Consider the following 21,388-nt stretch of genomic DNA (forward strand, 5'->3'; position numbering starts at 1 on the left):
GCACTACGCTGAACGAAATACGGAGAGAGCGATATGGCGAAGGAAAAGTTTGAGCGGACGAAACCGCACGTAAACATTGGGACTATTGGTCACGTTGACCATGGTAAGACAACATTGACCGCTGCGATTACGAAAGTATTGTCAGAGGCCTCTGGTGGTACAGGTACAGCTTTTGACGAGATCGATAAGGCACCTGAAGAAAAAGCCCGTGGTATTACCATTTCAACAGCCCACGTTGAGTATGAGACAGAAAACCGTCACTACGCACACGTTGATTGCCCAGGCCACGCTGACTATGTGAAAAACATGATCACTGGTGCGGCTCAAATGGATGGCGGCATCTTGGTTGTGAACGCAGCTGATGGCCCTATGCCACAAACACGTGAGCACATTTTGTTGGCACGTCAGGTTGGCGTTCCTGCATTGGTTGTTTTCTTGAACAAAGTTGACCAAGTTGACGACGAAGAGCTTTTGGAATTGGTTGAAATGGAAGTTCGTGAGCTTCTTTCTTCTTACGAATTCCCAGGCGACGATATTCCGATTGTAGCGGGCTCTGCTTTGGCTGCTTTGGAAGGTCGTGACGACGAAATCGGCAAGAACAAGATTCTTGAGTTGATGGCTGCTGTTGACGAATATGTTCCAACACCAGCACGTCCAAAAGATCAGCCATTCTTGATGCCAATTGAAGATGTGTTCTCAATTTCAGGCCGTGGTACAGTTGTTACCGGTCGTGTTGAGCGTGGCATCATCAATGTTGGCGAAGAAGTTGAGATCGTTGGCATTAAAGACACACAAAAGACCACTGTTACTGGTGTTGAAATGTTCCGCAAGCTGCTTGATAGCGGTGAAGCAGGCGACAACATTGGTGCTTTGATCCGTGGTATTGACCGTGAGCAAGTTGAGCGTGGTCAGGTTTTGTGTAAGCCAGGTTCAGTAACACCTCACACCAAATTTGTTGGTGAGGCGTACATTTTGACCAAAGACGAAGGTGGTCGTCACACACCATTCTTCACCAACTACCGTCCACAGTTCTACTTCCGTACAACTGACGTGACCGGCGTTGTGACTTTGCCAGAAGGTACCGAGATGGTGATGCCTGGTGACCGTGTTGAGGTCAATGTTGAGTTGATCGTACCAATCGCGATGGAAGATCAGTTGCGCTTCGCTATCCGCGAAGGTGGTCGCACTGTTGGCGCCGGCGTGGTTGCCAAAATCATCGAGTAGTAATTTTACAAGCGCTTTGCGGCGTTCTTTTAGGGCGCCGCAGCGTGTTTTTCGGGAAACATCGACATGAATGGTCAAAACATTCGTATCCGGCTGAAAGCGTTCGATCATCGAGTACTCGATAGCTCAACGCATGAGATTGTGAACACTGCCAAGCGCACAGGCGCTCAGGTTCGTGGCCCAATCCCTTTGCCTACACGAATTGAGAAATACACTGTCAACCGTTCGCCGCACATCGATAAGAAGAGCCGCGAACAATTTGAAATTCGGACTCACAAGCGTCTTTTGGACATTGTGGAACCTACTCCACAGACAGTGGATGCGCTTATGAAGTTGGACTTGGCGGCCGGTGTGGACGTCGAGATCAAACTTTAGAACTTTAGAAAAAGGTGTAAACCGATGCGTTCAGGTGTGATCGCACAGAAGCTGGGCATGACCCGGATCTTTACAGAAGAGGGCAGAGATGTCCCTGTAACGGTTCTTGGTCTTCAGAACTGCCAAGTTGTCGCTCAGCGGACGGCGGACAAAAATGGTTATACAGCACTCCAATTGGGTGCGGGTACAGCCAAAGTAAAAAATACAAGCAGAGCGGCCCGTGGTCACTTTGCTGTAGCAAAAGTTGAACCAAAACGGAAAGTTGCGGAATTCCGCGTTTCCGAAGACAACATGATTGAAGTTGGCGCCGAAATGTTGGCTGATCACTTCCATGTTGGCCAGTTTGTGGATGTGGCTGGTACATCAATCGGTAAAGGTTTTGCCGGTGCGATGAAACGTCACAACTTTGGTGGTATGCGGGCAACACACGGTGTTTCTATCTCTCACCGTGCCCACGGTTCGACTGGTCAGTGTCAAGATCCAGGTAAAGTCTTCAAAGGTAAGAAGATGGCTGGTCACATGGGCGCTGTTCGGACAACCACTCAGAACTTGAAGATTGTGAAAGTTGACGTTGAACGCGGCTTGATCATGGTTCAAGGCTCTGTACCTGGTTCAAAAGGCGGTTGGATTATGGTTCGTGATGCGGTTAAGAAGCCTGCGTCAGCTGATGCCCCGACACCTGGTTCTTTCAAAGTGGCTGAAACAGCTCAAGCCGAAGGGAGTGCTGAATAATGGAACTTTCAGTTGTATCTCTTGACGGCAAATCTGCTGGTAAAGTGACTTTGTCTGAAGACGTTTTCGGCCTTGAGCCTCGTCAAGACATTTTGCACCGCATGGTGCGTTACCAGCAGTTGAAAAAAATGGCTGGTACTCACGACGTGAAAAACCGCTCTGAGATCCGTGGCACAACAAAGAAATTTGTTCGCCAAAAAGGTTCAGGCGGCGCACGTCACGGTAACCGCAAAGTGCCAATTTTCCGCGGTGGTGGTCGTGCATTCGGCCCGACTCCTCGCTCACACGCGATTGAGTTGCCGAAGAAAGTTCGTGCATTGGCATTGAAGCATGCTTTGTCAACAAAAGCGAAGTCAGGTGACTTGGTGATTTTGGACAAAGCAGAAGCTAAAGACGCAAAAACATCAGCTTTGAAAAAAGCGTTCGGTGAATTGGGTCTTGATAATGCCCTGATCATTGGTGGTTCAGAGTTGGATCAAAACTTCGCGCTTGCTGCGCGGAACATTGGTCACATCGATGTGCTGCCTGCCCAAGGCATCAATGTCTATGACATTTTGCGTCGCACTAAGTTGGTGTTGACCAAGGCTGCTTTGGAAAGCTTGGAGGCTCGTTTCTCATGAGCATGGTGAAAGCATACGATATTATTCGCAATCCGGTTGTGACTGAAAAGTCCACCTATGCGTCTGAGCACAACCAAGTTGTGTTTGATGTAGCGATTGATGCGACCAAGCCTGAAATCAAGGCAGCGGTTGAAGGCTTGTTCTCTGTAAAAGTGAAAGCCGTCAACACTTTGGTCCGCAAAGGCAAGGAAAAGCGTTTTCGCGGCCGTATCGGTCAGCGCAAAGACGTGAAGAAAGCAATTGTGACATTGGCTGAAGGTCAGTCAATTGACATTGCGACCGGACTATAGGCAGGAAAGATTAGAAAATGGCTTTGAAGCAATATAATCCAACCTCGCCAAGCCAACGTGCGCTGATCGGCATTGACCGTTCAGAACTTTGGAAGGGCGGTCCAGTCAAGAAATTGACTAAAGGTCTGACAAGCAAGGGCGGTCGCAACAATTCTGGCCGTATTACCATGCGTCGTCAGGGCGGTGGTGTTAAGCGTGCTTACCGTATCGTCGATTTTAAACGTCGTAAATATGACGTTGTCGGCACGGTTGAGCGTTTGGAATATGATCCAAACCGTACAGCTTTCATCGCGCTTGTAAATTACGATGATGGCGAGCAAGCCTACATCTTGGCGCCGCAGCGTTTGTCTGCTGGTGACAAGGTTGTAGCTTCACGCAACAATGTTGACGTGAAGCCAGGCAACGCGATGCCATTGGAAAAAATGCCAGTGGGTACCATTGTGCACAACGTTGAGATGAAGCCTCTTAAAGGCGGTCAGATCGCACGTTCTGCGGGTACTTATGTGCAATATGTTGGACGTGACCAAGGCATGGCCATTTTGCGGTTGAACTCAGGTGAGACCCGTTTGGTACCAGGCGCTTGCATGGCAACTGTTGGTGCGGTGTCTAACGCTGACCACTCAAACACAAATTTGGGTAAAGCTGGTCGTAAGCGTTGGTTGGGCAAACGTCCTCAAGTTCGTGGTGTTGCCATGAACCCGATCGATCACCCACACGGTGGTGGTGAAGGACGTACTTCAGGTGGTCGTCACCCAGTGACGCCTTGGGGTAAGCCAACTAAAGGCAAGCGTACGCGCTCTAATAAACAGACGGACAAATTTATTGTTCGTTCACGTCATCAGAAAAAGGGCAGGTAGGTCACTATGGCACGTTCTGTTTGGAAAGGTCCGTTTGTTGACGGATATCTGATCAAAAAAGCGGAGAAAGTCCGTGAGTCCGGCCGTCACGAAGTGATCAAAATCTGGAGCCGTCGCTCAACGATTTTGCCACAGTTTGTGGGCCTCAACTTTGGTGTTTACAACGGCCAGAAGCACGTACCAGTTCTCGTAACTGAGGAAATGATCGGTCACAAGTTTGGTGAATTCGCACCATCTCGTACCTATTATGGCCACGGCGCCGACAAAAAGGCGAAGAGGAAGTAACAATGGGTAAGCCAAAGCGTGAGCGTACGCTTAAAGACAATGAGGCGCGGGCTGTATTGCGCATGTTGCGCACTAGCCCTCAGAAATTGAACCTCGTTGCAAGCGCTATCCGGGGTAAAAAGGTTGAGAAGGCTTTGGCCGAATTGACCTTTTCTCAAAAGCGCATTGCAAAAGATGTGAAAAAGACATTGGAAAGCGCCATTGCCAATGCTGAGAACAATCACGGTCTGGATACAGATTCATTGGTTGTTGCTGAAGCATATGTCGGCAAATCATTGGTCATGAAGCGTTTCCGTCCGCGGGCACGTGGCCGTGTGGGTAAGATTTTGAAGCCTTTCTCACATTTGACCATCGTAGTTCGTGAAGTCGAGGAGGCCGCATAATGGGTCACAAGATTAATCCAATCGGTTTCCGTCTTGGTGTTAACCGGACATGGGACAGCCGCTGGTTCGCTAACAAAGGCGAATATGGTAGCTTGTTGCAGGAAGATTTGAAGATCCGCAAAATGCTTAAGAAGGAACTTAAGCAAGCTGCGGTTTCAAAAATCGTGATTGAGCGTCCACACCGTAAATGTCGCGTGTCTATTCATACAGCACGTCCAGGCATCGTTATCGGTAAAAAGGGTGCTGACATCGAGAAGCTTCGCAGCAAAATCCGCAAGTTTACTGATTCAGAAGTACACATCAACATTGTTGAAGTACGTAAGCCTGAAACAGATGCGAACCTTGTTGCACAGGGCATTGCTCAGCAACTTGAGCGTCGGGTTTCTTTCCGTCGTGCCATGAAGCGTGCTGTGCAAACAGCTATGCGTATGGGCGCTGAAGGTATCCGTGTGAACGTTGCTGGTCGTTTGGGCGGCGCAGATATTGCGCGGACTGAATGGTACCGTGAAGGCCGTGTGTCTTTGCACACTTTGCGTGCTGACATTGATTACGGCACTGCTGAAGCTGAAACAACTTTCGGGATCATCGGGATCAAAGTTTGGATTTCTAAAGGTGAAATCTTGGAACATGACCCAATGGCTCACGAGCGTCGTGCGATTGAAGCGAGCGGTGGTGGCGATAAAAAGCCTCAGCGTCAGCGTCGTCAGCAGGCTGCAGGCTAAGGAGTTAACTTATCATGCTGCAACCTAAACGTACAAAATTCCGTAAAATGCACAAAGGCCGCATCCACGGTGCTGCCAAAGGTGGTTTTACATTGAACTTTGGGTCACATGGCCTTAAAGCTCAAGAACCTGAGCGTGTTACCTCACGTCAGATCGAAGCTGCACGTCGTGCAATGACCCGTCACATGAAACGTGCTGGTCGTGTTTGGATCCGCGTATTTCCTGATGTACCTGTCAGCTCTAAGCCTACAGAAGTTCGGATGGGTAAAGGTAAAGGTTCACCAGATTATTGGGCCGCGCGTGTTAAGCCGGGCCGGGTAATGTTTGAAATTGATGGTGTATCGGATGAAGTTGCTCGCGAAGCTTTGCGCTTGGCTGCAATGAAGTTGCCGATCAAAACACGGGTTGTTACCCGTATTGCGGACTAAGGGGCACGTCTCATGAATGCGAGTGAAGTGCGGACAAAAACCGCAGACGAGCTAAAGCAAGAGTTGGTTGATTTGAAAAAAGAGCAGTTCAATCTGCGTTTTCAACGCGCAACCCAGCAGCTTGAAAATACCGCGCGTGTTCGGCAGGTTCGCCGTGACATTGCTCGGATTAAGACCATCCTGCGCGAAAAAAGCGTAGCGGGCCAGTAGGAGCGTTTTGATGCCAAAGCGTATATTGCAAGGGACTGTGGTCTCTGACAAGAACGAGAAAACTGTTGTGGTACGTGTTGAACGTCGTTTTACGCACCCACTTTTGAAAAAGACAGTTCGTCGTTCAAAAAAATATCAGGCGCATGACGAAGCGAATGCGGCCAAAGTTGGTGATCTTGTACAAATTCAAGAATGTGCACCAATTTCAAAGAATAAAAGATGGGCCGTTATTCAGGCTTCTTAAAGAGCTTTTGAATATCGGAATGAATGTTGAAAATCGGTTGTGTAGAATCAACCAAAGTATAGAAGGCAGCCAGTCATGATTCAGATGCAGACGAATCTCGATGTCGCGGATAATTCCGGTGCGCGTCGTGTTATGTGCATCAAGGTGCTGGGCGGCTCTAAGCGTAAATACGCTTCTGTGGGTGACATCATTGTTGTGTCCGTTAAAGAAGCTATTCCGCGTGGCCGCGTTAAGAAGGGTCAAGTGATGCGTGCAGTTGTTGTGCGTACAGCGAAAGATATTCGCCGCCCTGATGGTACCGTGATCCGTTTTGACCGCAACGCAGCGGTTTTGGTGAACAACAATAAAGAGCCAATCGGCACACGTATCTTTGGACCAGTTCCTCGTGAATTGCGCTCAAAGAACCACATGAAGATTGTCTCACTTGCGCCGGAGGTGCTGTAACCATGGCTGCCAAGATTAAAAAAGGCGACAAGGTTATCGTTTTGACTGGCCGCGACAAAGGCAAAACTGGTGAAGTTTTGCGCATTGCGCCAGCCGAGAACCGCGCCGTTGTTCAAGGTGTGAATTTGGTGAAACGTCATCAGCGTGCAAGCCAAACAAGTGAAGGCGGCATCTTGAACAAAGAAGCGCCAATCCACTTGTCAAACATTGCATTGGTTGACCCAAAAGAAAACAAAGCAACTCGCGTTGGTTTTGTGGTCAAAGATGGCGAAAAGAAACGCGTTGCTAAGCGTTCAGGAGATGTGATCGATGGCTGAGAATTACGTCCCACGTCTGCGCACTCACTATAATGAAGAAGTGCGCACTGGCCTGACTGACCAGTTTAATTACCAAAACCACTTAGAAATTCCAAAGTTGGAAAAAGTGGTTTTGAACATGGGTGTTGGCGAAGCTGTAAATGACACCAAGAAGGTTAAATCCGCCTTGGCTGATATGGAAGCAATCGCTGGTCAAAAGCCTGTCATTACGTATGCGAAAAAGTCTATCGCGGGCTTCAAGGTTCGTGAAGAAATGCCTTTGGGTGTTAAAGTGACTTTGCGCAAGACACGTATGTACGAATTTGTTGATCGTTTGGTGAACATTGCTTTGCCTCGCGTTCGGGACTTTCGTGGCTTGAACCCAAAGAGCTTTGACGGCCGCGGCAACTTTGCAATGGGCATTAAAGAGCACATCGTATTCCCAGAGATCAATTACGACCAAGTTGATCAAATGTGGGGTATGGACATTATCGTGTGCACCACTGCAAACACCGATGAAGAAGCCCTGGCGCTTCTTAAAGGCTTTAACTTCCCGTTCCGTCAGTAGTGACGAACGAGACGATCGAATAAGGATCAAAGAAGATGGCAAAGAAAAGCGCCGTAGAAAATAACGAGAAAAAGCGTCGGTTGGCAGATAAATATGCCGACAAACGTGCTTCTCTGAAGGCGATTGTTGACGATCGTTCTCTTCCAATTGAAGAGCGTTTCGCTGCAACATTGAAGTTGGCTGAATTGCCACGCAACAGTGCAGCTGTTCGTGTACGCAATCGTTGTGAAGTTACAGGTCGGCCACGTGGCTTTTACCGTAAGCTCAAAATGTCACGTATTTCGCTACGTGAACTGGGCAACCAAGGTAAGATTCCTGGCCTCGTTAAGTCGAGCTGGTAAGGAGACATAAGCGATGAGTTTTACTGATCCGCTTGGTGATATGTTGACACGTATCCGGAATGCCCAAATGCGTAACCGGACTACTGTTACTACACCTGCATCTAAATTGCGGGCACGAGTTTTGGACGTATTGAAGTCTGAGGGCTTCATTCGTGGCTATAGCGTGACCGAATTTGAAAACGGCTCTGCTGAGTATAATGTTGAGTTGAAATATCTCGACTCGCAACCAGTGATCCGCGAAATCCAACGTGTTTCAAAGCCAGGTCGTCGTGTGTACGCTTCTGTGAAGAACATTCCGCAAGTTGCAAACGGCCTCGGGGTATCCATCGTTTCAACACCTAAGGGTGTGATGGCCGACCACGAAGCACGTCAAAATAACGTTGGTGGTGAAGTGTTGTGTCGCGTCTTTTAAGGCGTTAAACACACTGATCTCACTATTAAGCTACGGTTTGAACCGAAAAGGCAAAAGAACATGTCGCGTATTGGCAAGAAACCAGTCGCCCCTGTAGATGGTGTGACGGTCACAATCGAGGGCCAGACGGTTAAGGCAAAGGGCCCTAAGGGCGAATTGTCTGTTGATTTGGTTGACTTGGTGACAGTTGAAATGACCGACGAGGGTGTCCAGGTCACTCCTGTGAACGATAGCAAAGAAGCGCGTTCAGCATGGGGAATGTCACGTACATTGGTGAACAATATTGTTACTGGTGTGAAAGAGGGTTTCACGAAGAAGCTCGCAATCAACGGTGTTGGTTTTCGTGCGCAAATGCAAGGCAATGACCTGAAGTTGGCTCTTGGCTTTTCACATGATGTGATTTTCAAGGCTCCTGAAGGCATTAAGCTTGAAGCGCCGCAACCTACTGAAATTATTGTTTCAGGCATTGATAAACAAGCGGTTGGGCAGGTTGCTGCCAATATCCGTGAGTACCGGCCACCAGAGCCCTATAAAGGCAAAGGTATCCGTTACGAGGACGAATATATCTTCCGCAAAGAAGGTAAGAAGAAGTAAGGGCGCAAGAGAATGGCGAATATGTCTAGCAAAGACCGCCGCAAGGCGAGAGTACGTCGCGCAATTCGTTTGCGCGCAAATGGTCGTCCACGTTTGTCGGTTTTCCGTTCAGGCAAGAACATTTATGCTCAGATCATTGATGATACGACCGGTCACACATTGGCTGCCGCATCAACTTTGGACAAAGATCTGAAAGTTGAAAATGGCAGCAACCAACAAGCCGCAGAGCAAGTTGGTAAGCTGGTTGCTGAACGTGCAGTGAAAGCTGGCGTTGGTGACGTGATCTTCGATCGTGGTGAATATCTTTATCACGGCCGCGTGAAAGCATTGGCAGATGCTGCACGTGAGGGCGGGCTGCGCTTCTAAATGAACGCGATGGCCAAAACAAAATTGAATTTAAAGAGAACTGGTTGAGACGATGAGAGACAATCAAGAGCGCGATAGCGAATTTGTTGATCGCCTGGTCCACATCAATCGCGTGGCGAAAGTGGTGAAAGGCGGCCGTCGTTTCGGCTTTGCTGCACTTGTTGTGGTTGGTGATCAAAAGGGCCGTGTTGGTTTCGGTCATGGTAAGGCACGTGAGGTGCCTGAAGCGATCCGTAAGGCAACTGAGCAAGCCAAACGTCAAATGATCCGTGTACCATTGCGTGAAGCGCGTACATTGCACCACGATGTGGCGGGTCGCCACGGTGCGGGCAAGGTATTCTTGCGTGCGGCACCTGCTGGTACGGGTATTATTGCTGGTGGTCCAATGCGTGCGGTGTTTGAAACACTCGGCATTGCGGACATTGTGGCCAAATCACAAGGCTCAGCAAACCCATATAACATGGTTCGGGCAACATTTGATGCTTTGAAAAATCTGGATAGCCCTCGCTCAGTTGCTGCGCGTCGTGGTTTGAAGGTTTCTGAAATTCAAGGTCGTCGCCGGGAATCTGACGTTGGCGAACAGGTGAGTGCGTAACCCGCGCCACTGACGTTTACGGAGTTGAGAAATGGCTGAAAAAACAGTAACTGTTGAGCAGATTGGTAGCCCGATCCGCCGGACACAAGATCAACGTGCCACGCTTGTTGGTCTTGGTTTGAACAAGATGCATCGTCGCCGTACGCTGGAAGATACTCCAGCTGTGCGTGGGATGATCAAAAAAGTTTCGCATCTCGTGCGCGTTGTCGACGAGAAGTAATAAAGGGTTTTGTCATGCGACTGAATGAGTTGGCCGACAATAAAGGTGCCACAAAGAACCGCACACGCATTGGTCGTGGTATTGGTTCTGGTAAAGGCAAAACCGGTGGCCGCGGTGTAAAGGGTCAAAAGTCACGCTCAGGTGTATCCGTGAACGGATTCCGTGGTGAGCAGACAAACTTGATCCAGCAAATGCCTAAGCGCGGGTTTAACAATCCGTTCGCGAAAAAGTTCAATGCCGTACGTCTTGATCGCATTCAAACTGCGATTGATTCAGGCAAGCTTGACGCCAAAGGTGTGATCGACGCGAAAGCACTTGTTGAAGCCGGCGTTATTCGTCGTGCGAAAGACGGTGTGCGTTTGATTGCTGGTGGCGAGTTTAAAGCGTCTAAAGTGACCTTTAAAGTTGACCATGCGTCAAAAGGTGCCCAAGCAGCTGTTGAAGCTGCTGGCGGCAAAATCGATCTTCCAGCGGCGGCGGAATAATTCGCCGCTACCTCTCATTTATTGAGGATTAAGGTTTATGGCTTCGGCAGCAGAACAACTTGCCCGAAATATGAATTTTTCGACCTTTGCCAAGGCAAAAGACCTTCAACAGCGCATCCTGTTTACCCTGGGTGCGCTTTTGGTCTATCGGTTCGGTACATTTATTCCAATTCCAGGCATTGATGGGGACGCTTTTGCGGCCACCTTCGATCGTGCGCAAAACGGCATTTTTGGCATGTTCAACATGTTTGCCGGCGGTGCGGTTGAGCGGATGGCGATTTTCGCGCTGAACCTTATTCCTTACATTACCGCCTCGATTGTGATCCAGGTGCTGACCACTGCGTCGACTCGTCTTGAGCAACTCAAGAAAGAGGGCGAGCAGGGGCGTCGTAAGATCAACCAATATACTCGCTATCTGGCGGTGGTTTTCTGTGCTTTGCAGGCATACGGTATTGCCGTTGGCCTTGAGGCCAGTGAAGGGGTTGTGACCAATCCTGGTTGGTTCTTCCGTCTATCTACTGTGATCACTCTTGTGGGTGGTACCATGTTCTTGATGTGGCTTGGTGAACAAGTGACAGCGCGTGGCGTGGGTAACGGTATCTCGTTGATTATTTTCGCAGGTATTGTGGCAACATTGCCGACTGCGATTGCGCAAACCCTTGAGCTGAGCCGGACTGGCGCGTTGCCAACACTCGGTGTTGTCGGGCTTTTGGTGCTGGCGATTGTGGTGATTGCGGTCATTGTGTTCTTCGAAAGAGCCCAGCGGCGGCTATTGGTGCAATATCCAAAGCGTCAGGTTGGCAATAAGATGTTCCAAGGGGACACATCTCACTTGCCCCTTAAGCTGAACACTGCTGGCGTTATTCCTGTGATCTTTGCATCTTCATTGCTGTTGTTGCCTGCCACAATGGCTGGTTTTGCAGCGCAAGGTAATGCACCAACATGGTTGACCACAGTGTCTGCGGTGTTGGGTCGTGGTCAGCCGCTCTATCTCGCGCTGTTCGCATTTTTGATCTTTTTCTTTGCGTTCTATTACACTTCGATCGTGTTTAACCCCACGGAAACAGCCGATAACTTGAAAAAGTCCGGTGGTTTTATCCCAGGGATCCGTCCGGGTGAGCGGACCGCACAGCATGTGGATTATGTGCTGACGCGGATCACATTGGTGGGCGCAATCTATCTGACTGCGGTCGCTCTGATCCCAGAGGTTTTAGTCTCGCAGTTAGGCGTTTCAGCATTCTTGGGCGGCACATCGCTCCTGATTATGGTGACCGTAACACTGGATACGATTTCACAAGTACAAAGCCATTTGATTGCGCAGCAATATGAGGGCTTGGTGAAGAAATCTCGTTTGGGAGGACGTCGGAAAAAATGAGGCTGATTTTGTTGGGCCCGCCGGGTGCGGGGAAGGGGACGCAAGCCCAGTTCTTGATGGAGAAGTTCAACATCCCGCAATTGTCCACTGGTGATATGTTGCGTGCAGCGATTGCAGCGGAAACAGAGCTTGGCCTGAAGGTCAAGGATATGATTGCTCGCGGTGATTTGGTGCCGGATGAAATCGTGGTTGGCATTATCTCAGATCGTATTGACGAAGATGATTGCGCCAATGGTTTCATTTTGGATGGCTTCCCCCGCACGACTGGTCAAGCTGAAGCGCTTGGCGAGTTGTTGGAAGAGAAGGGCATTGCTCTTGATGCGGTCGTAGAGATTCGCGCGGACGCTGACATTCTGGTTGGTCGCATTTTGAAGCGGGCAGAGGAGAATGGCGGCGCGCGTGCTGACGACAATGAAGACGTGTTGCGCAACCGCCTTGAAGTCTATGAAGAACTTACCGCCCCACTGGTTGAGTATTATTCAGCCAAAGGGATGCTGAAAAGTGTTGACGGCATGGCTGGAATCGATGAAGTCACAGCCTCAATAATGTCCGCACTTAACGCAGACTAAAATTTGGAGCATTTGGGCTGATAAGCGTGTTGACTTATAGCCCAAAACTCGGTTATGAACCGCGCTTAGTCATACGCAATGCGAAAGACTGGGTTCGGTTTCTTGAAAAAAGCAAGGGATCGGGGTTCCGGTCGTTTGTTGTTGTTTGGGCGCAAATTGCAAAAGACAATTTGCATTAACTAAGGAGATCAGGGACGTGGCTCGTATTGCTGGCGTCAATATCCCAACGAATAAGCGTGTAGAAATCGCGCTTCAGTACATTCACGGGATTGGTGCAACAAAAGCGTCTGAAATCTGTGGCAAAGTTGGTATCGCGGCTGAACGTCGTGTGAACGAACTTTCTGATGCCGAAGTGATTCAGATTCGTGAAACAATTGACAGTGACTACATTGTAGAAGGTGACTTGCGTCGCTCTGTTGCTATGAACATCAAGCGTTTGATGGATCTTGGTAACTATCGTGGGTTGCGTCACCGTCGTGGTCTTCCCGTACGTGGTCAAAATACGCACAACAATGCGCGTACACGTAAGGGCCCTGCGAAACCAATCGCAGGCAAGAAAAAGTAAATCTGAAAGGCGCTTCATTATTGAGGTGCCTTTTGTTCGGTGGAGCCACCGCTTAAAAGTGCAGTGGCGTTGAGATCGCTTTAAGGAAAAAGAATGGCTAAAGAAGCTCGTGTTCGCCGTCGCGAACGAAAAAATATTACTTCCGGTGTTGCACACGTAAATTCTACTTTTAACAACACCATGATTACCATCACAGATGTACAAGGCAACGCCATTGCTTGGTCTTCTGCTGGTACCATGGGCTTTAAAGGCTCACGGAAATCAACTCCATACGCTGCTCAGGTTGCTGGCGAAGATGCCGCGAAGAAAGCCCAAGAGCATGGCATGAAAACTTTGGAAGTTGAAGTTTGTGGCCCAGGTTCTGGTCGTGAATCAGCGCTGCGTGCGTTGCAAGCTGCTGGTTTTACCGTCACAAGCATTCGTGACGTAACCTCCATTCCACACAACGGCTGTCGTCCACGCAAACGGCGTCGCGTGTAGTTTATTGGGAATTGCCCATTTTGGCCAATTAATCGATTGGGCAACTCAATAGGTTCTTACATTTCAATGCGAGCATTGGCGGATGTGTCGCATAGGGAAAGGGTTAAACTATAATGATCCAGAAAAACTGGCAGGAATTGATTAAGCCGACGAAGCTGGACATTGTACCGGGAAATGACCCGGCGCGCGTTGCCACCATTGTGGCCGAGCCTTTGGAAAGAGGTTTCGGTTTGACATTGGGCAATGCTTTGCGTCGTGTTTTGCTGTCTTCGCTGCAAGGTGCTGCAGTAACAGCCATCCAAATTGATGGCGTGTTGCACGAGTTCTCTTCAGTTGCCGGTGTGCGCGAAGACGTAACCGATATGGTGCTCAATGTTAAAGACATCGCGATCCGGATGGAAGATGAGGGACCAAAGCGTCTGTCATTGACCAAAAAGGGCCCAGGTGCGGTACTCGCTGGTGACATTGAAACAACAGGCGACATTGAGATTTTGAACCCAGAATTGGTTTTGTGCCACCTCGATGATGGTGCAGATATCAATATGGAATTCACTGTTGGCACTGGCAAAGGCTATGTGCCAGCTGATCGCAACCGTCCTGAAGATGCGCCGATCGGTCATGTTGCAGTGGATGCACTGTTCTCACCTATCAAGCGTGTTTCTTATAAAGTTGAGAACACACGTGAAGGTCAAGTGCTTGACTATGACAAGTTGAACTTGACTGTGGAGACCAACGGTGCGGTGACACCTGAAGATGCTGTAGCTTTTGCTGCGCGTATCTTGCAGGATCAGTTGAATGTGTTCGTGAACTTTGAAGAGCCTGAAAAAGAGGTTGTTGAAGATGCCATCCCAGAATTGGCGTTCAACCCAGCCTTGCTCAAGAAAGTTGATGAGCTTGAATTGTCAGTTCGTTCAGCAAACTGCTTGAAGAACGACAATATCGTATACATTGGTGATTTGATCCAGAAGTCGGAAGCGGAAATGTTGCGCACACCGAACTTTGGCCGTAAATCACTGAATGAAATTAAAGAAGTTCTGGCGCAAATGGGCTTGCATCTTGGTATGGATGTAGCCAACTGGCCGCCTGAAAACATTGAAGATCTCGCGAAGCGTTTTGAAGATCATTATTGATCTTGAACGTCCCGCATTGAGTTGACAGGAGAATAGAATGCGCCACCGCAAAGCTGGTCGCAAGTTGAACCGGACAGCAAGCCATCGTAAAGCGATGTTTGCTAACATGTCTGCAGCGCTGATTAAGCACGAGCAGATCGTTACAACTTTGCCTAAAGCCAAAGACCTTCGTCCAATCGTTGAAAAGTTGATCACCTTGGCGAAAAAAGGTGATTTGCACTCACGTCGTATCGCAGCTTCTCGCATTGGCGACGAGGCTATGGCGAAAAAATTGTTCGACGTATTGGGCCCACGTTACCAAGACCGTCAGGGTGGATACACCCGTGTGTTGAAAGCCGGCTTCCGCCATGGCGACAACGCACCAGTAGCGGTTATCGAGTTGGTTGACCGTGACCCATCAGCAAAAGGTGCCGATTCTGGCCCAACTGCTGAGCGTGTTGAAGCTGAAGACGCAGACGCAGCGTAAGTTTCAGCTTTCAATTGCGAAAGTTTTTAAAGCGCTCCCTTTTGGGGGCGCTTTTGTTTTGTCTGACGTAAATTTGATCTTATATCTGCCTTATTGCGTTTTATCATCATGCTGACTCACCACAGATTGAGAGGAGATCATCTCATGCCTTATTTCCGCGCATTGCTGATTATGTTGGCCACGCTTGGCCTGATCCAGTCGAGCATCGCCCAAGAGGCGCGTGAAGTGCCGCAAAATCGTGCGCAGGTACAGTTGAGCTATGCGCCTGTGGTGCAAAAGGCTTCGCCTGCTGTGGTCAATGTCTATGCCACAAAGATGACCGTGCAGCGCGATAGCATGTTTGATGATCCGTTCTTTCAACGTTTCTTTGGTGACGATAGTCCTTTTTTTGAGCGGCGCCCCCGCAAAAGCCAGTCGTTGGGTTCCGGTGTGGTGGTGAAATCTGATGGCACCATTCTCACAAATTTCCACGTTGTGGACGGGGCAGACGATATTCGGGTCAGCTTTGCCGATGGCCGCGAATATCACACAGAATTGCTTTTGGCCGACAAGAAAACAGATTTGGCGGTTTTGCGGATCAAGGATGCGGGTGGCGAGCAATTCCGTGCACTTGAGTTTGCTGATTCTGAAGAGTTGTTGGTCGGTGATTTGGTGCTGGCGATCGGAAACCCGTTCGGTGTGGGCCAAACTGTGACAAGCGGCATTGTCTCGGCATTGGCCCGAACAGGGGTAGGCGTGAGTGACTTCCAATTTTTCATTCAAACAGACGCGGCGATTAATCCGGGCAACTCCGGTGGGGCGCTTGTGGATATGGATGGCCGTTTGGTGGGCATCAACACGGCCATCTTCTCGCGGTCTGGCGGCTCAAATGGTATTGGCTTCGCAATCCCCTCAAGCATGGCGCAGTTTATTCTGAATGCGGCGCAGAATGGTGGCGATTTGGTGCGGCCATGGCTGGGTGCGCGTTTACAAGCGGTTACAGGCGACATTGCACGGTCAATTGGTTTACCGCGCAATCGTGGCGCGTTGGTCACCGAGATTTATCCAAAGGGACCAGCTGACAAAGCAGGGCTTCAGTCTGGGGATGTGATCCTCATGTTGGATGATCGTATGGTTGAAGATCCCGAAGCATTTGACTTCCGCTTGTCCACCAAGCCAGTTGGTGGCGAGGCAAATTTGTTGGTGTTGCGGCGCGGGCAAGAGGTGGAGCTGCGTATGCCGCTTGAGGAAGTGGACCACGATGCTGAGATTCGTCAAATCACGGTGAAGGGCAATTCGCGTTTCACTGGCGCGGTGTTGGTTCAACTCAATGGATATTATCGTGACGAGCTTGACTTGCCGGCCAACTTGGAAGGCGTGCTTGTGTTGCAGGTACAGCGAGGTTCTCCGGCTCAACGCATTGGCTTGCGGCCGGGTGACGTGATCCGGTCATTAAATGGCGAACGCAATATGACGCTTGCTCGCTTCCAAGAGCTTGTGGGTGAAGGCGCGCGTGGCTGGCGTTTGACCATTCAGCGTGGTAATCGAGTGATAAACTCTTTTGTCAGCGGATAGTCTATGTCGGATTTGTTTGGCGCGGATGCTCCGGCTACGCCCAATGAACAATTTGAAGATCGGCCCTTAGCAGATCGGTTGCGCCCCAAAACCTTGGAAGAGGTTGTGGGGCAGGACCATTTGGTGGGGGACGACGGCGTGTTGACACGGATGATCAAGTCGGGCCGCCTTGGCTCGCTTGTATTTTGGGGGCCGCCGGGGTCAGGCAAAACAACTGTCGCGCGGTTGCTGGCGGATCAGGTGGACTATCACTTCCACCAAATATCTGCGATTTTTTCCGGTGTTGCTGACCTTAAAAAGACCTTCGAGCTCGCAAAGCAGATGCGGGCCAATGGTAAAAAGACCTTGTTGTTTGTGGATGAGATCCACCGATTTAATCGAGCGCAGCAAGATAGTTTTTTGCCTGTCATGGAAGATGGCACCATTGTTTTGATTGGGGCCACCACGGAAAATCCATCATTTGAGTTGAATGCAGCGCTGTTGTCGCGTGCGCAGGTGTTGAGTTTTAAGTCGCATGACCGCGAGGCGGCCGAGCAATTGATAGATCGCGCGGCTGAGCTTGAAGGCCGTAAAACGCCGCTGGACGACGATGCGCGTCGTGCATTGTACGAGATGGCGGACGGCGATGGCAGGGCGCTCCTGGGGCTATTAGAAGAGGTTTATGCCGCAACCGAAGAAGATGAAGTGCTTGGCCAAAAGGCGCTCGAGGCTTTGGTACAGCGGCGTGCGCCTGTTTATGACAAGGGGCAAGACGGTCATTACAACCTGATTTCGGCGTTGCACAAAACAATTCGCGGCTCAGACCCGGACGCAGCGCTTTATTATATGTCGCGCATGTTTGTGGCCGGGGAAGATCCGATGTTTATCGCGCGCCGATTGATCCGCATGGCGGTGGAGGATATTGGCTTGGCAGATCCCCATGCGTTGCCGCAATGCGTAGCCGCGCGGGATGCCTATCAAATGTTGGGATCGCCGGAAGGCGAGCTTGCGCTAGGGCAGGCCGCTGTTTATCTGGCCCTCGCGCCGAAATCTAACGCGGTCTATAATGCTTACAACCAAGCGATGCGCGTGGCGAAAAACACGGGATCGCCGACGCCGCCCAAGGTGATATTGAATGCGCCGACCAAGCTGATGAAATCTGAAGGCTATGGCGATGGCTATATGTATGACCATGATGCACCCGATGCCTTTTCGGGGCAGGAGTATTTTCCTGAGAAATTGGGGCGGCAAACGTTCTATGAACCGGTGGAGCGTGGTTTCGAGCGTGATCTGCAAAAGCGCATTGATTATTTCAAACGCTTGCGTTTAAAGCGGCAAACGGGCAAAAGCTAGCTCTAAACAGTTTTTGAAGCGGGAAGGACAGTCATGTCCTATTTGTTAGTAGGATTAGGTGGCGCATTTGGGGCCATGGGGCGCTTTGGTGTTGGTCAATTGATCATGCGGATGGGCCTTACAGGTTGGCCCTATGCAACCTTGGCAGTGAACATTGTTGGTTCCTTTGCGATGGGGTTGGTGATTGCCCTGTTGGCGCGGCACACGCCGGACTGGTCACACTCAGCGCGTTTGCTGGTGGCGACAGGCTTTTGCGGCGGGTTCACCACCTTTTCAGCCTTCTCGCTGGATTTTATCAGCCTTTATGAGCGGGGGCAGACCATGTCTGCATTGCTTTATGTGGGCTTGTCAGTTGTTCTGTCTATTGCAGCATTGTTCGCGGCAATGGCATTGGTGCGCGGGAGTGCAATATGAGTGGTGTTCAACATCGAAAAATAACGCCGGAAGAGGATGGTATGCGGCTGGACCGCTGGTTCTCCATTCATTTTCCTGATTTGCCGTTTTCGCGCTTAAACCGGATTATCCGCAAAGGCGAAGTGCGAGTAGACAAAGGCCGTGTGAAAGCCAATCAGCGCTTGGAAACTGGCCAGACTGTGCGTGTGCCGCCGATTGCAGATGCTGGCGTTAAGCCGAGCAAGCCAAAGCCGATCAATGAAAAAGATGTGCAATTTTTGCGCGACATTACTCTTTATGAGGATGACACCATCCTGGTGCTGAATAAGCCGCACGGACTGGCTGTGCAGGGTGGTTCAGGTACAAAGCGGCATTTGGATAAGATGCTGGAGAGTATTCCCAACAAAAAGGGCGAGAAGCCCCGTTTGGTGCATCGGCTGGACCGGGACACGTCGGGCTGCCTATTGGTGGCCAAAACGCGCACGGCTGCATCGCATTTTGGCAAGGTCTTTCGCTCGCGCTCAGCGCGCAAAATCTATTGGGCGATCACTGCCCATGTGCCGCATCCAAAGCAGGGCAAAATTTCGTGCTTCATCGCCCGCCGAGCAACCGAAGATGGCGAGCAAATGCATGTGGTGGAAAATGGTGAGGAGGGCGCACAGCACTCCATCACCCATTATTCGGTGACGGATGATGCCGCAGGTCAAGTCGCCTGGGTTACCCTGAAGCCGGTAACAGGTCGCACGCACCAATTGAGGGTGCATATGGCGCAGATGCGCACGCCAATCTTGCATGACCCGCGCTATTTCTCGCTTGAAAATTGGGAAGCGCCTGAGGAAGCTGGCAAAGGGCTTCACTTGCACGCACGCCGCTTGGCGCTGCCATTGCCAAACGGGCATCGTTTGGACATCACAGCACCGTTGCCATCGCATATGCAGCAGACATTTGACTTGTTCGGCTTCAATGCGTCGCAATATGATCCGCAAGATGATGAGTTGGACGAGGACTGATGGCTGACCTCTCGCAGTTTGAAAAGTTGAATGACGAGGTGAGGCCGTTGGCGCATGCCAGCTATGACTGGTTGCGGGTGCAAGCGCCGCAGTTAGGCCAAATGACCCGTTGGGGCTTTCCTTCATTTGTGGGCAATTCGACATTGATTTCAGTTTGCGGGCAGAAGCGGCACGTCAATATCCAATTTCATATGGGCAGCAAGCTGGCCGATCCGCAAAATTTGCTGGAAGGCTCAGGTAAGTCCATGCGGCATGTGAAAATTCGCAAACGATCTGATCTTGATCAAGCGGGTCTTGGGGCGCTGGTTGAGGCTGCAATTGTCTATGATCAAACACTGCCTGACGGAGGGTTGCGGGCGAAAGCGGAGAAATTATGAGGCTGGTGGTTTTTGATGTCGATGGCACCATTGTTGACAGTGCCCACATTATTATTGATGCGGCGCATTATGCGTTCGACAAAGAAAAACTCAAATTGCCAAGCGCTGAAGATGTGCGCCATGGCATCGGATTGAAGCTAGAAACGGCCATTGGCCATTTGTTGGAAGAGCATGATGACGCGCTTGTCGACCAACTTGCCGGGCACTATCGCGACTATTTCTTTGGTAAAGTGACAGACGAGCCGCATATCGAGCATATTTATGATGGGGCTTATGATGCCATTCATCGGTTGGGTGCGCATGAAACCACCTTGCTGGGCATTGCCACTGGCAAGCATTTGCGCGGTATCCACCGTTTGTTTGATAATCATGATTTCGGCCACCATTTTGTGACATTGCAAGCAGCTGATAATAACCCATCAAAGCCACATCCAGGCATGTTGCACAATGCGATCAATGAAACAGGCGTTGAGGTGGCCCGCACCGTAATGGTGGGCGACACGCGCTTTGATATGCAAATGGCCAAAGCCGCCAATGTGAAGGCGATTGGTGTGGCATGGGGGTATCATGATAAAGCAGATTTGCTCGAGCATGGCGCGGATATCGTGATCGACAAATATGAACATATTGACGAAGCAATTGACGGACTTATTGGCTAATGCGTGAAATTCTTAAAGAGGCAGAAGCACATATTGATGATGGGTATGGTCGCGCGCAGGAACATGCGAAGCAGCCTTTGCCCAAGCGTTTCTACAAAGACGTGTCTACGGATGAGGCCGAGGGCCAGCATCGTGTGTTGCTAGATGGCAAGCCGATCAAAACGCCGGGCAAAAAGACCGTTGGATACCCGGACGCGAAATTGGCCCAAATGGTGGCAGACGAATGGGCTGCAGTTGAGGAAAAAATCGATCCCGCCAAAATGCCGCTTACGCGCATTTGCAACACGATTGTTGAAAGTGGTGACGAATATTTGGCGCCTGTGCGGGCAGAGCTGCTCAAATATACAGGCACTGATTTGCTGTTTTATCGGGCGGAGGGGCCGGACAGCCTTGTTGAGTTACAACGCAAACATTGGGACGCGCCGCTGAGCGTTTTCGAACGTGAGTACGGAACAAAGTTTGAGTTGGCCGGGGGCGTGATCCATGTGGCACAGCTACAAGAGAGCCTTGATAAGATCGAGGCGCTCGTCAACCGCTATGGTCTTTATTCTGCCTTTGCTGCCATGTCGATCACAGCCATAACGGGCTCAGCCTTGTTGGCGATTGGTCTGCGCGAAGGGCATTTTGATGCAGAGCAAGTTTGGTCGGCTGCCTATGTCGATGAGGATTATCAAGCCAGCCAATGGGGCGAAGATGACCAAGCCATGGCGGCGCGCGAATATAAGCGCAAAGATTTTGACGCTGCCGTGCGCCTGTTTGATATTTTGAGTCTGGAAGTCTAGATAAG

Annotated in this window: 35 protein-coding genes; all 35 read left to right on the forward strand. The window is 50.3% G+C overall.

Features of this window, described 5'->3' with window-relative positions; translation table 11 throughout:
• The first annotated feature begins 33 nt into the window (after positions 1-33).
• Positions 34-1,224, forward strand: coding sequence for an elongation factor Tu (tuf, locus tag ACP15Y_RS00085; protein WP_424980977.1), 1,191 nt, complete (start codon positions 34-36; stop codon positions 1,222-1,224).
• Positions 1,225-1,290: 66 nt separating this feature from the next.
• The gene (gene rpsJ / locus ACP15Y_RS00090; protein ID WP_133571239.1) at positions 1,291-1,599 is read left to right on the forward strand and encodes a 30S ribosomal protein S10; all 309 of its coding nucleotides are present in this window, start codon (positions 1,291-1,293) and stop codon (positions 1,597-1,599) included.
• Between the two features lie 24 nt (positions 1,600-1,623).
• Positions 1,624-2,331, forward strand: coding sequence for a 50S ribosomal protein L3 (rplC, locus tag ACP15Y_RS00095; RefSeq protein ID WP_424980990.1), 708 nt, complete (start codon positions 1,624-1,626; stop codon positions 2,329-2,331).
• Positions 2,331-2,951 carry a 50S ribosomal protein L4 gene (gene rplD, locus ACP15Y_RS00100; RefSeq protein WP_424980991.1) on the forward strand — a complete coding sequence of 207 codons (621 nt, stop codon included), beginning with the start codon at positions 2,331-2,333 and terminating at the stop codon, positions 2,949-2,951. Before rplC ends, rplD begins: the two co-directional genes overlap by 1 nt.
• Positions 2,948-3,241 (forward strand): 50S ribosomal protein L23, encoded by a 294-nt coding sequence (locus ACP15Y_RS00105; RefSeq protein ID WP_133571236.1) that lies wholly within the window; start codon positions 2,948-2,950, stop codon positions 3,239-3,241. Before rplD ends, ACP15Y_RS00105 begins: the two co-directional genes overlap by 4 nt.
• Positions 3,242-3,258: 17 nt before the next feature.
• Positions 3,259-4,098 (forward strand): 50S ribosomal protein L2, encoded by an 840-nt coding sequence (gene rplB, locus ACP15Y_RS00110; protein ID WP_424980992.1) that lies wholly within the window; start codon positions 3,259-3,261, stop codon positions 4,096-4,098.
• Positions 4,099-4,104: 6 nt separating this feature from the next.
• Positions 4,105-4,383, forward strand: a complete 279-nt coding sequence (gene rpsS / locus ACP15Y_RS00115; RefSeq protein WP_027835109.1) for a 30S ribosomal protein S19 — start codon at positions 4,105-4,107, stop codon at positions 4,381-4,383.
• 2 nt (positions 4,384-4,385) lie between these two features.
• The gene (gene rplV / locus ACP15Y_RS00120; RefSeq protein ID WP_236114257.1) at positions 4,386-4,766 is read left to right on the forward strand and encodes a 50S ribosomal protein L22; all 381 of its coding nucleotides are present in this window, start codon (positions 4,386-4,388) and stop codon (positions 4,764-4,766) included.
• Positions 4,766-5,488, forward strand: a complete 723-nt coding sequence (gene rpsC / locus ACP15Y_RS00125) for a 30S ribosomal protein S3 (protein ID WP_424980993.1) — start codon at positions 4,766-4,768, stop codon at positions 5,486-5,488. The genes rplV and rpsC overlap by 1 nt, the downstream gene beginning before the upstream one ends.
• 14 nt (positions 5,489-5,502) lie before the next feature.
• Positions 5,503-5,916 (forward strand): 50S ribosomal protein L16, encoded by a 414-nt coding sequence (gene rplP / locus ACP15Y_RS00130; protein WP_424980994.1) that lies wholly within the window; start codon positions 5,503-5,505, stop codon positions 5,914-5,916.
• A gap of 12 nt (positions 5,917-5,928) precedes the next feature.
• Positions 5,929-6,126 carry a 50S ribosomal protein L29 gene (gene rpmC, locus ACP15Y_RS00135; protein ID WP_236114255.1) on the forward strand — a complete coding sequence of 66 codons (198 nt, stop codon included), beginning with the start codon at positions 5,929-5,931 and terminating at the stop codon, positions 6,124-6,126.
• Positions 6,127-6,136: 10 nt separating this feature from the next.
• Positions 6,137-6,370: a 30S ribosomal protein S17 gene (gene rpsQ, locus ACP15Y_RS00140; RefSeq protein ID WP_424980995.1), complete on the forward strand. Its 234-nt coding sequence runs from the start codon at positions 6,137-6,139 to the stop codon at positions 6,368-6,370.
• A 75-nt stretch (positions 6,371-6,445) separates the two neighbouring features.
• A complete protein-coding gene (gene rplN / locus ACP15Y_RS00145) occupies positions 6,446-6,814 on the forward strand; it encodes a 50S ribosomal protein L14 (protein ID WP_133571228.1) in 369 nt (122 codons plus the stop codon).
• A 2-nt stretch (positions 6,815-6,816) separates the two neighbouring features.
• Entirely contained in the window at positions 6,817-7,131 is a 315-nt protein-coding gene (rplX, locus tag ACP15Y_RS00150; protein WP_424980997.1) for a 50S ribosomal protein L24, read from the forward strand.
• Positions 7,124-7,678 carry a 50S ribosomal protein L5 gene (gene rplE, locus ACP15Y_RS00155; RefSeq protein ID WP_424980998.1) on the forward strand — a complete coding sequence of 185 codons (555 nt, stop codon included), beginning with the start codon at positions 7,124-7,126 and terminating at the stop codon, positions 7,676-7,678. Before rplX ends, rplE begins: the two co-directional genes overlap by 8 nt.
• A 35-nt stretch (positions 7,679-7,713) precedes the next feature.
• A complete protein-coding gene (gene rpsN, locus ACP15Y_RS00160; protein ID WP_424980999.1) occupies positions 7,714-8,019 on the forward strand; it encodes a 30S ribosomal protein S14 in 306 nt (101 codons plus the stop codon).
• Positions 8,020-8,032: 13 nt separating this feature from the next.
• Positions 8,033-8,431: a 30S ribosomal protein S8 gene (rpsH, locus tag ACP15Y_RS00165; RefSeq protein ID WP_424981000.1), complete on the forward strand. Its 399-nt coding sequence runs from the start codon at positions 8,033-8,035 to the stop codon at positions 8,429-8,431.
• A gap of 60 nt (positions 8,432-8,491) precedes the next feature.
• Positions 8,492-9,025: a 50S ribosomal protein L6 gene (gene rplF, locus ACP15Y_RS00170; RefSeq protein WP_424981001.1), complete on the forward strand. Its 534-nt coding sequence runs from the start codon at positions 8,492-8,494 to the stop codon at positions 9,023-9,025.
• Between the two features lie 12 nt (positions 9,026-9,037).
• Positions 9,038-9,391, forward strand: a complete 354-nt coding sequence (gene rplR, locus ACP15Y_RS00175; RefSeq protein WP_424981002.1) for a 50S ribosomal protein L18 — start codon at positions 9,038-9,040, stop codon at positions 9,389-9,391.
• A 52-nt stretch (positions 9,392-9,443) separates the two neighbouring features.
• Positions 9,444-9,986, forward strand: coding sequence for a 30S ribosomal protein S5 (rpsE, locus tag ACP15Y_RS00180; protein ID WP_133571221.1), 543 nt, complete (start codon positions 9,444-9,446; stop codon positions 9,984-9,986).
• 31 nt (positions 9,987-10,017) lie between these two features.
• The gene (gene rpmD, locus ACP15Y_RS00185) at positions 10,018-10,206 is read left to right on the forward strand and encodes a 50S ribosomal protein L30 (protein WP_027835123.1); all 189 of its coding nucleotides are present in this window, start codon (positions 10,018-10,020) and stop codon (positions 10,204-10,206) included.
• A 14-nt stretch (positions 10,207-10,220) separates the two neighbouring features.
• A complete protein-coding gene (gene rplO, locus ACP15Y_RS00190; protein ID WP_424981003.1) occupies positions 10,221-10,691 on the forward strand; it encodes a 50S ribosomal protein L15 in 471 nt (156 codons plus the stop codon).
• Positions 10,692-10,728: 37 nt separating this feature from the next.
• On the forward strand, positions 10,729-12,066 hold the full coding sequence (gene secY, locus ACP15Y_RS00195) for a preprotein translocase subunit SecY (protein WP_424981005.1): 1,338 nt from the start codon (positions 10,729-10,731) through the stop codon (positions 12,064-12,066).
• A complete protein-coding gene (locus tag ACP15Y_RS00200; RefSeq protein WP_424981006.1) occupies positions 12,063-12,635 on the forward strand; it encodes an adenylate kinase in 573 nt (190 codons plus the stop codon). Before secY ends, ACP15Y_RS00200 begins: the two co-directional genes overlap by 4 nt.
• A 196-nt stretch (positions 12,636-12,831) precedes the next feature.
• Entirely contained in the window at positions 12,832-13,200 is a 369-nt protein-coding gene (rpsM, locus tag ACP15Y_RS00205; RefSeq protein ID WP_424981007.1) for a 30S ribosomal protein S13, read from the forward strand.
• Between the two features lie 93 nt (positions 13,201-13,293).
• A complete protein-coding gene (gene rpsK / locus ACP15Y_RS00210; RefSeq protein WP_027835128.1) occupies positions 13,294-13,680 on the forward strand; it encodes a 30S ribosomal protein S11 in 387 nt (128 codons plus the stop codon).
• Between the two features lie 113 nt (positions 13,681-13,793).
• Positions 13,794-14,810, forward strand: a complete 1,017-nt coding sequence (locus ACP15Y_RS00215) for a DNA-directed RNA polymerase subunit alpha (RefSeq protein ID WP_424981008.1) — start codon at positions 13,794-13,796, stop codon at positions 14,808-14,810.
• Between the two features lie 37 nt (positions 14,811-14,847).
• On the forward strand, positions 14,848-15,276 hold the full coding sequence (gene rplQ / locus ACP15Y_RS00220; RefSeq protein ID WP_424981009.1) for a 50S ribosomal protein L17: 429 nt from the start codon (positions 14,848-14,850) through the stop codon (positions 15,274-15,276).
• 144 nt (positions 15,277-15,420) lie between these two features.
• Complete coding sequence (locus ACP15Y_RS00225) at positions 15,421-16,830, forward strand: DegQ family serine endoprotease (protein ID WP_424981011.1); 1,410 nt, start codon at positions 15,421-15,423, stop codon at positions 16,828-16,830.
• Between the two features lie 3 nt (positions 16,831-16,833).
• A complete protein-coding gene (locus ACP15Y_RS00230) occupies positions 16,834-18,162 on the forward strand; it encodes a replication-associated recombination protein A (RefSeq protein WP_424981012.1) in 1,329 nt (442 codons plus the stop codon).
• A 33-nt stretch (positions 18,163-18,195) separates the two neighbouring features.
• Positions 18,196-18,576, forward strand: coding sequence for a fluoride efflux transporter CrcB (crcB, locus tag ACP15Y_RS00235; protein ID WP_424981013.1), 381 nt, complete (start codon positions 18,196-18,198; stop codon positions 18,574-18,576).
• Positions 18,573-19,565 carry an RluA family pseudouridine synthase gene (locus ACP15Y_RS00240; protein WP_424981014.1) on the forward strand — a complete coding sequence of 331 codons (993 nt, stop codon included), beginning with the start codon at positions 18,573-18,575 and terminating at the stop codon, positions 19,563-19,565. The genes crcB and ACP15Y_RS00240 overlap by 4 nt, the downstream gene beginning before the upstream one ends.
• Positions 19,565-19,942, forward strand: coding sequence for a DUF1801 domain-containing protein (locus tag ACP15Y_RS00245; protein WP_424981015.1), 378 nt, complete (start codon positions 19,565-19,567; stop codon positions 19,940-19,942). The genes ACP15Y_RS00240 and ACP15Y_RS00245 overlap by 1 nt, the downstream gene beginning before the upstream one ends.
• Entirely contained in the window at positions 19,939-20,601 is a 663-nt protein-coding gene (locus ACP15Y_RS00250) for an HAD-IA family hydrolase (RefSeq protein ID WP_424981016.1), read from the forward strand. Before ACP15Y_RS00245 ends, ACP15Y_RS00250 begins: the two co-directional genes overlap by 4 nt.
• Entirely contained in the window at positions 20,601-21,383 is a 783-nt protein-coding gene (locus ACP15Y_RS00255; protein WP_424981017.1) for an ATP12 family chaperone protein, read from the forward strand. Before ACP15Y_RS00250 ends, ACP15Y_RS00255 begins: the two co-directional genes overlap by 1 nt.
• Positions 21,384-21,388: the final 5 nt, after the last annotated feature.

The organism is Maritalea sp. S77, assembly GCF_049801075.1.
GTDB lineage: Bacteria > Pseudomonadota > Alphaproteobacteria > Rhizobiales > Devosiaceae > Maritalea.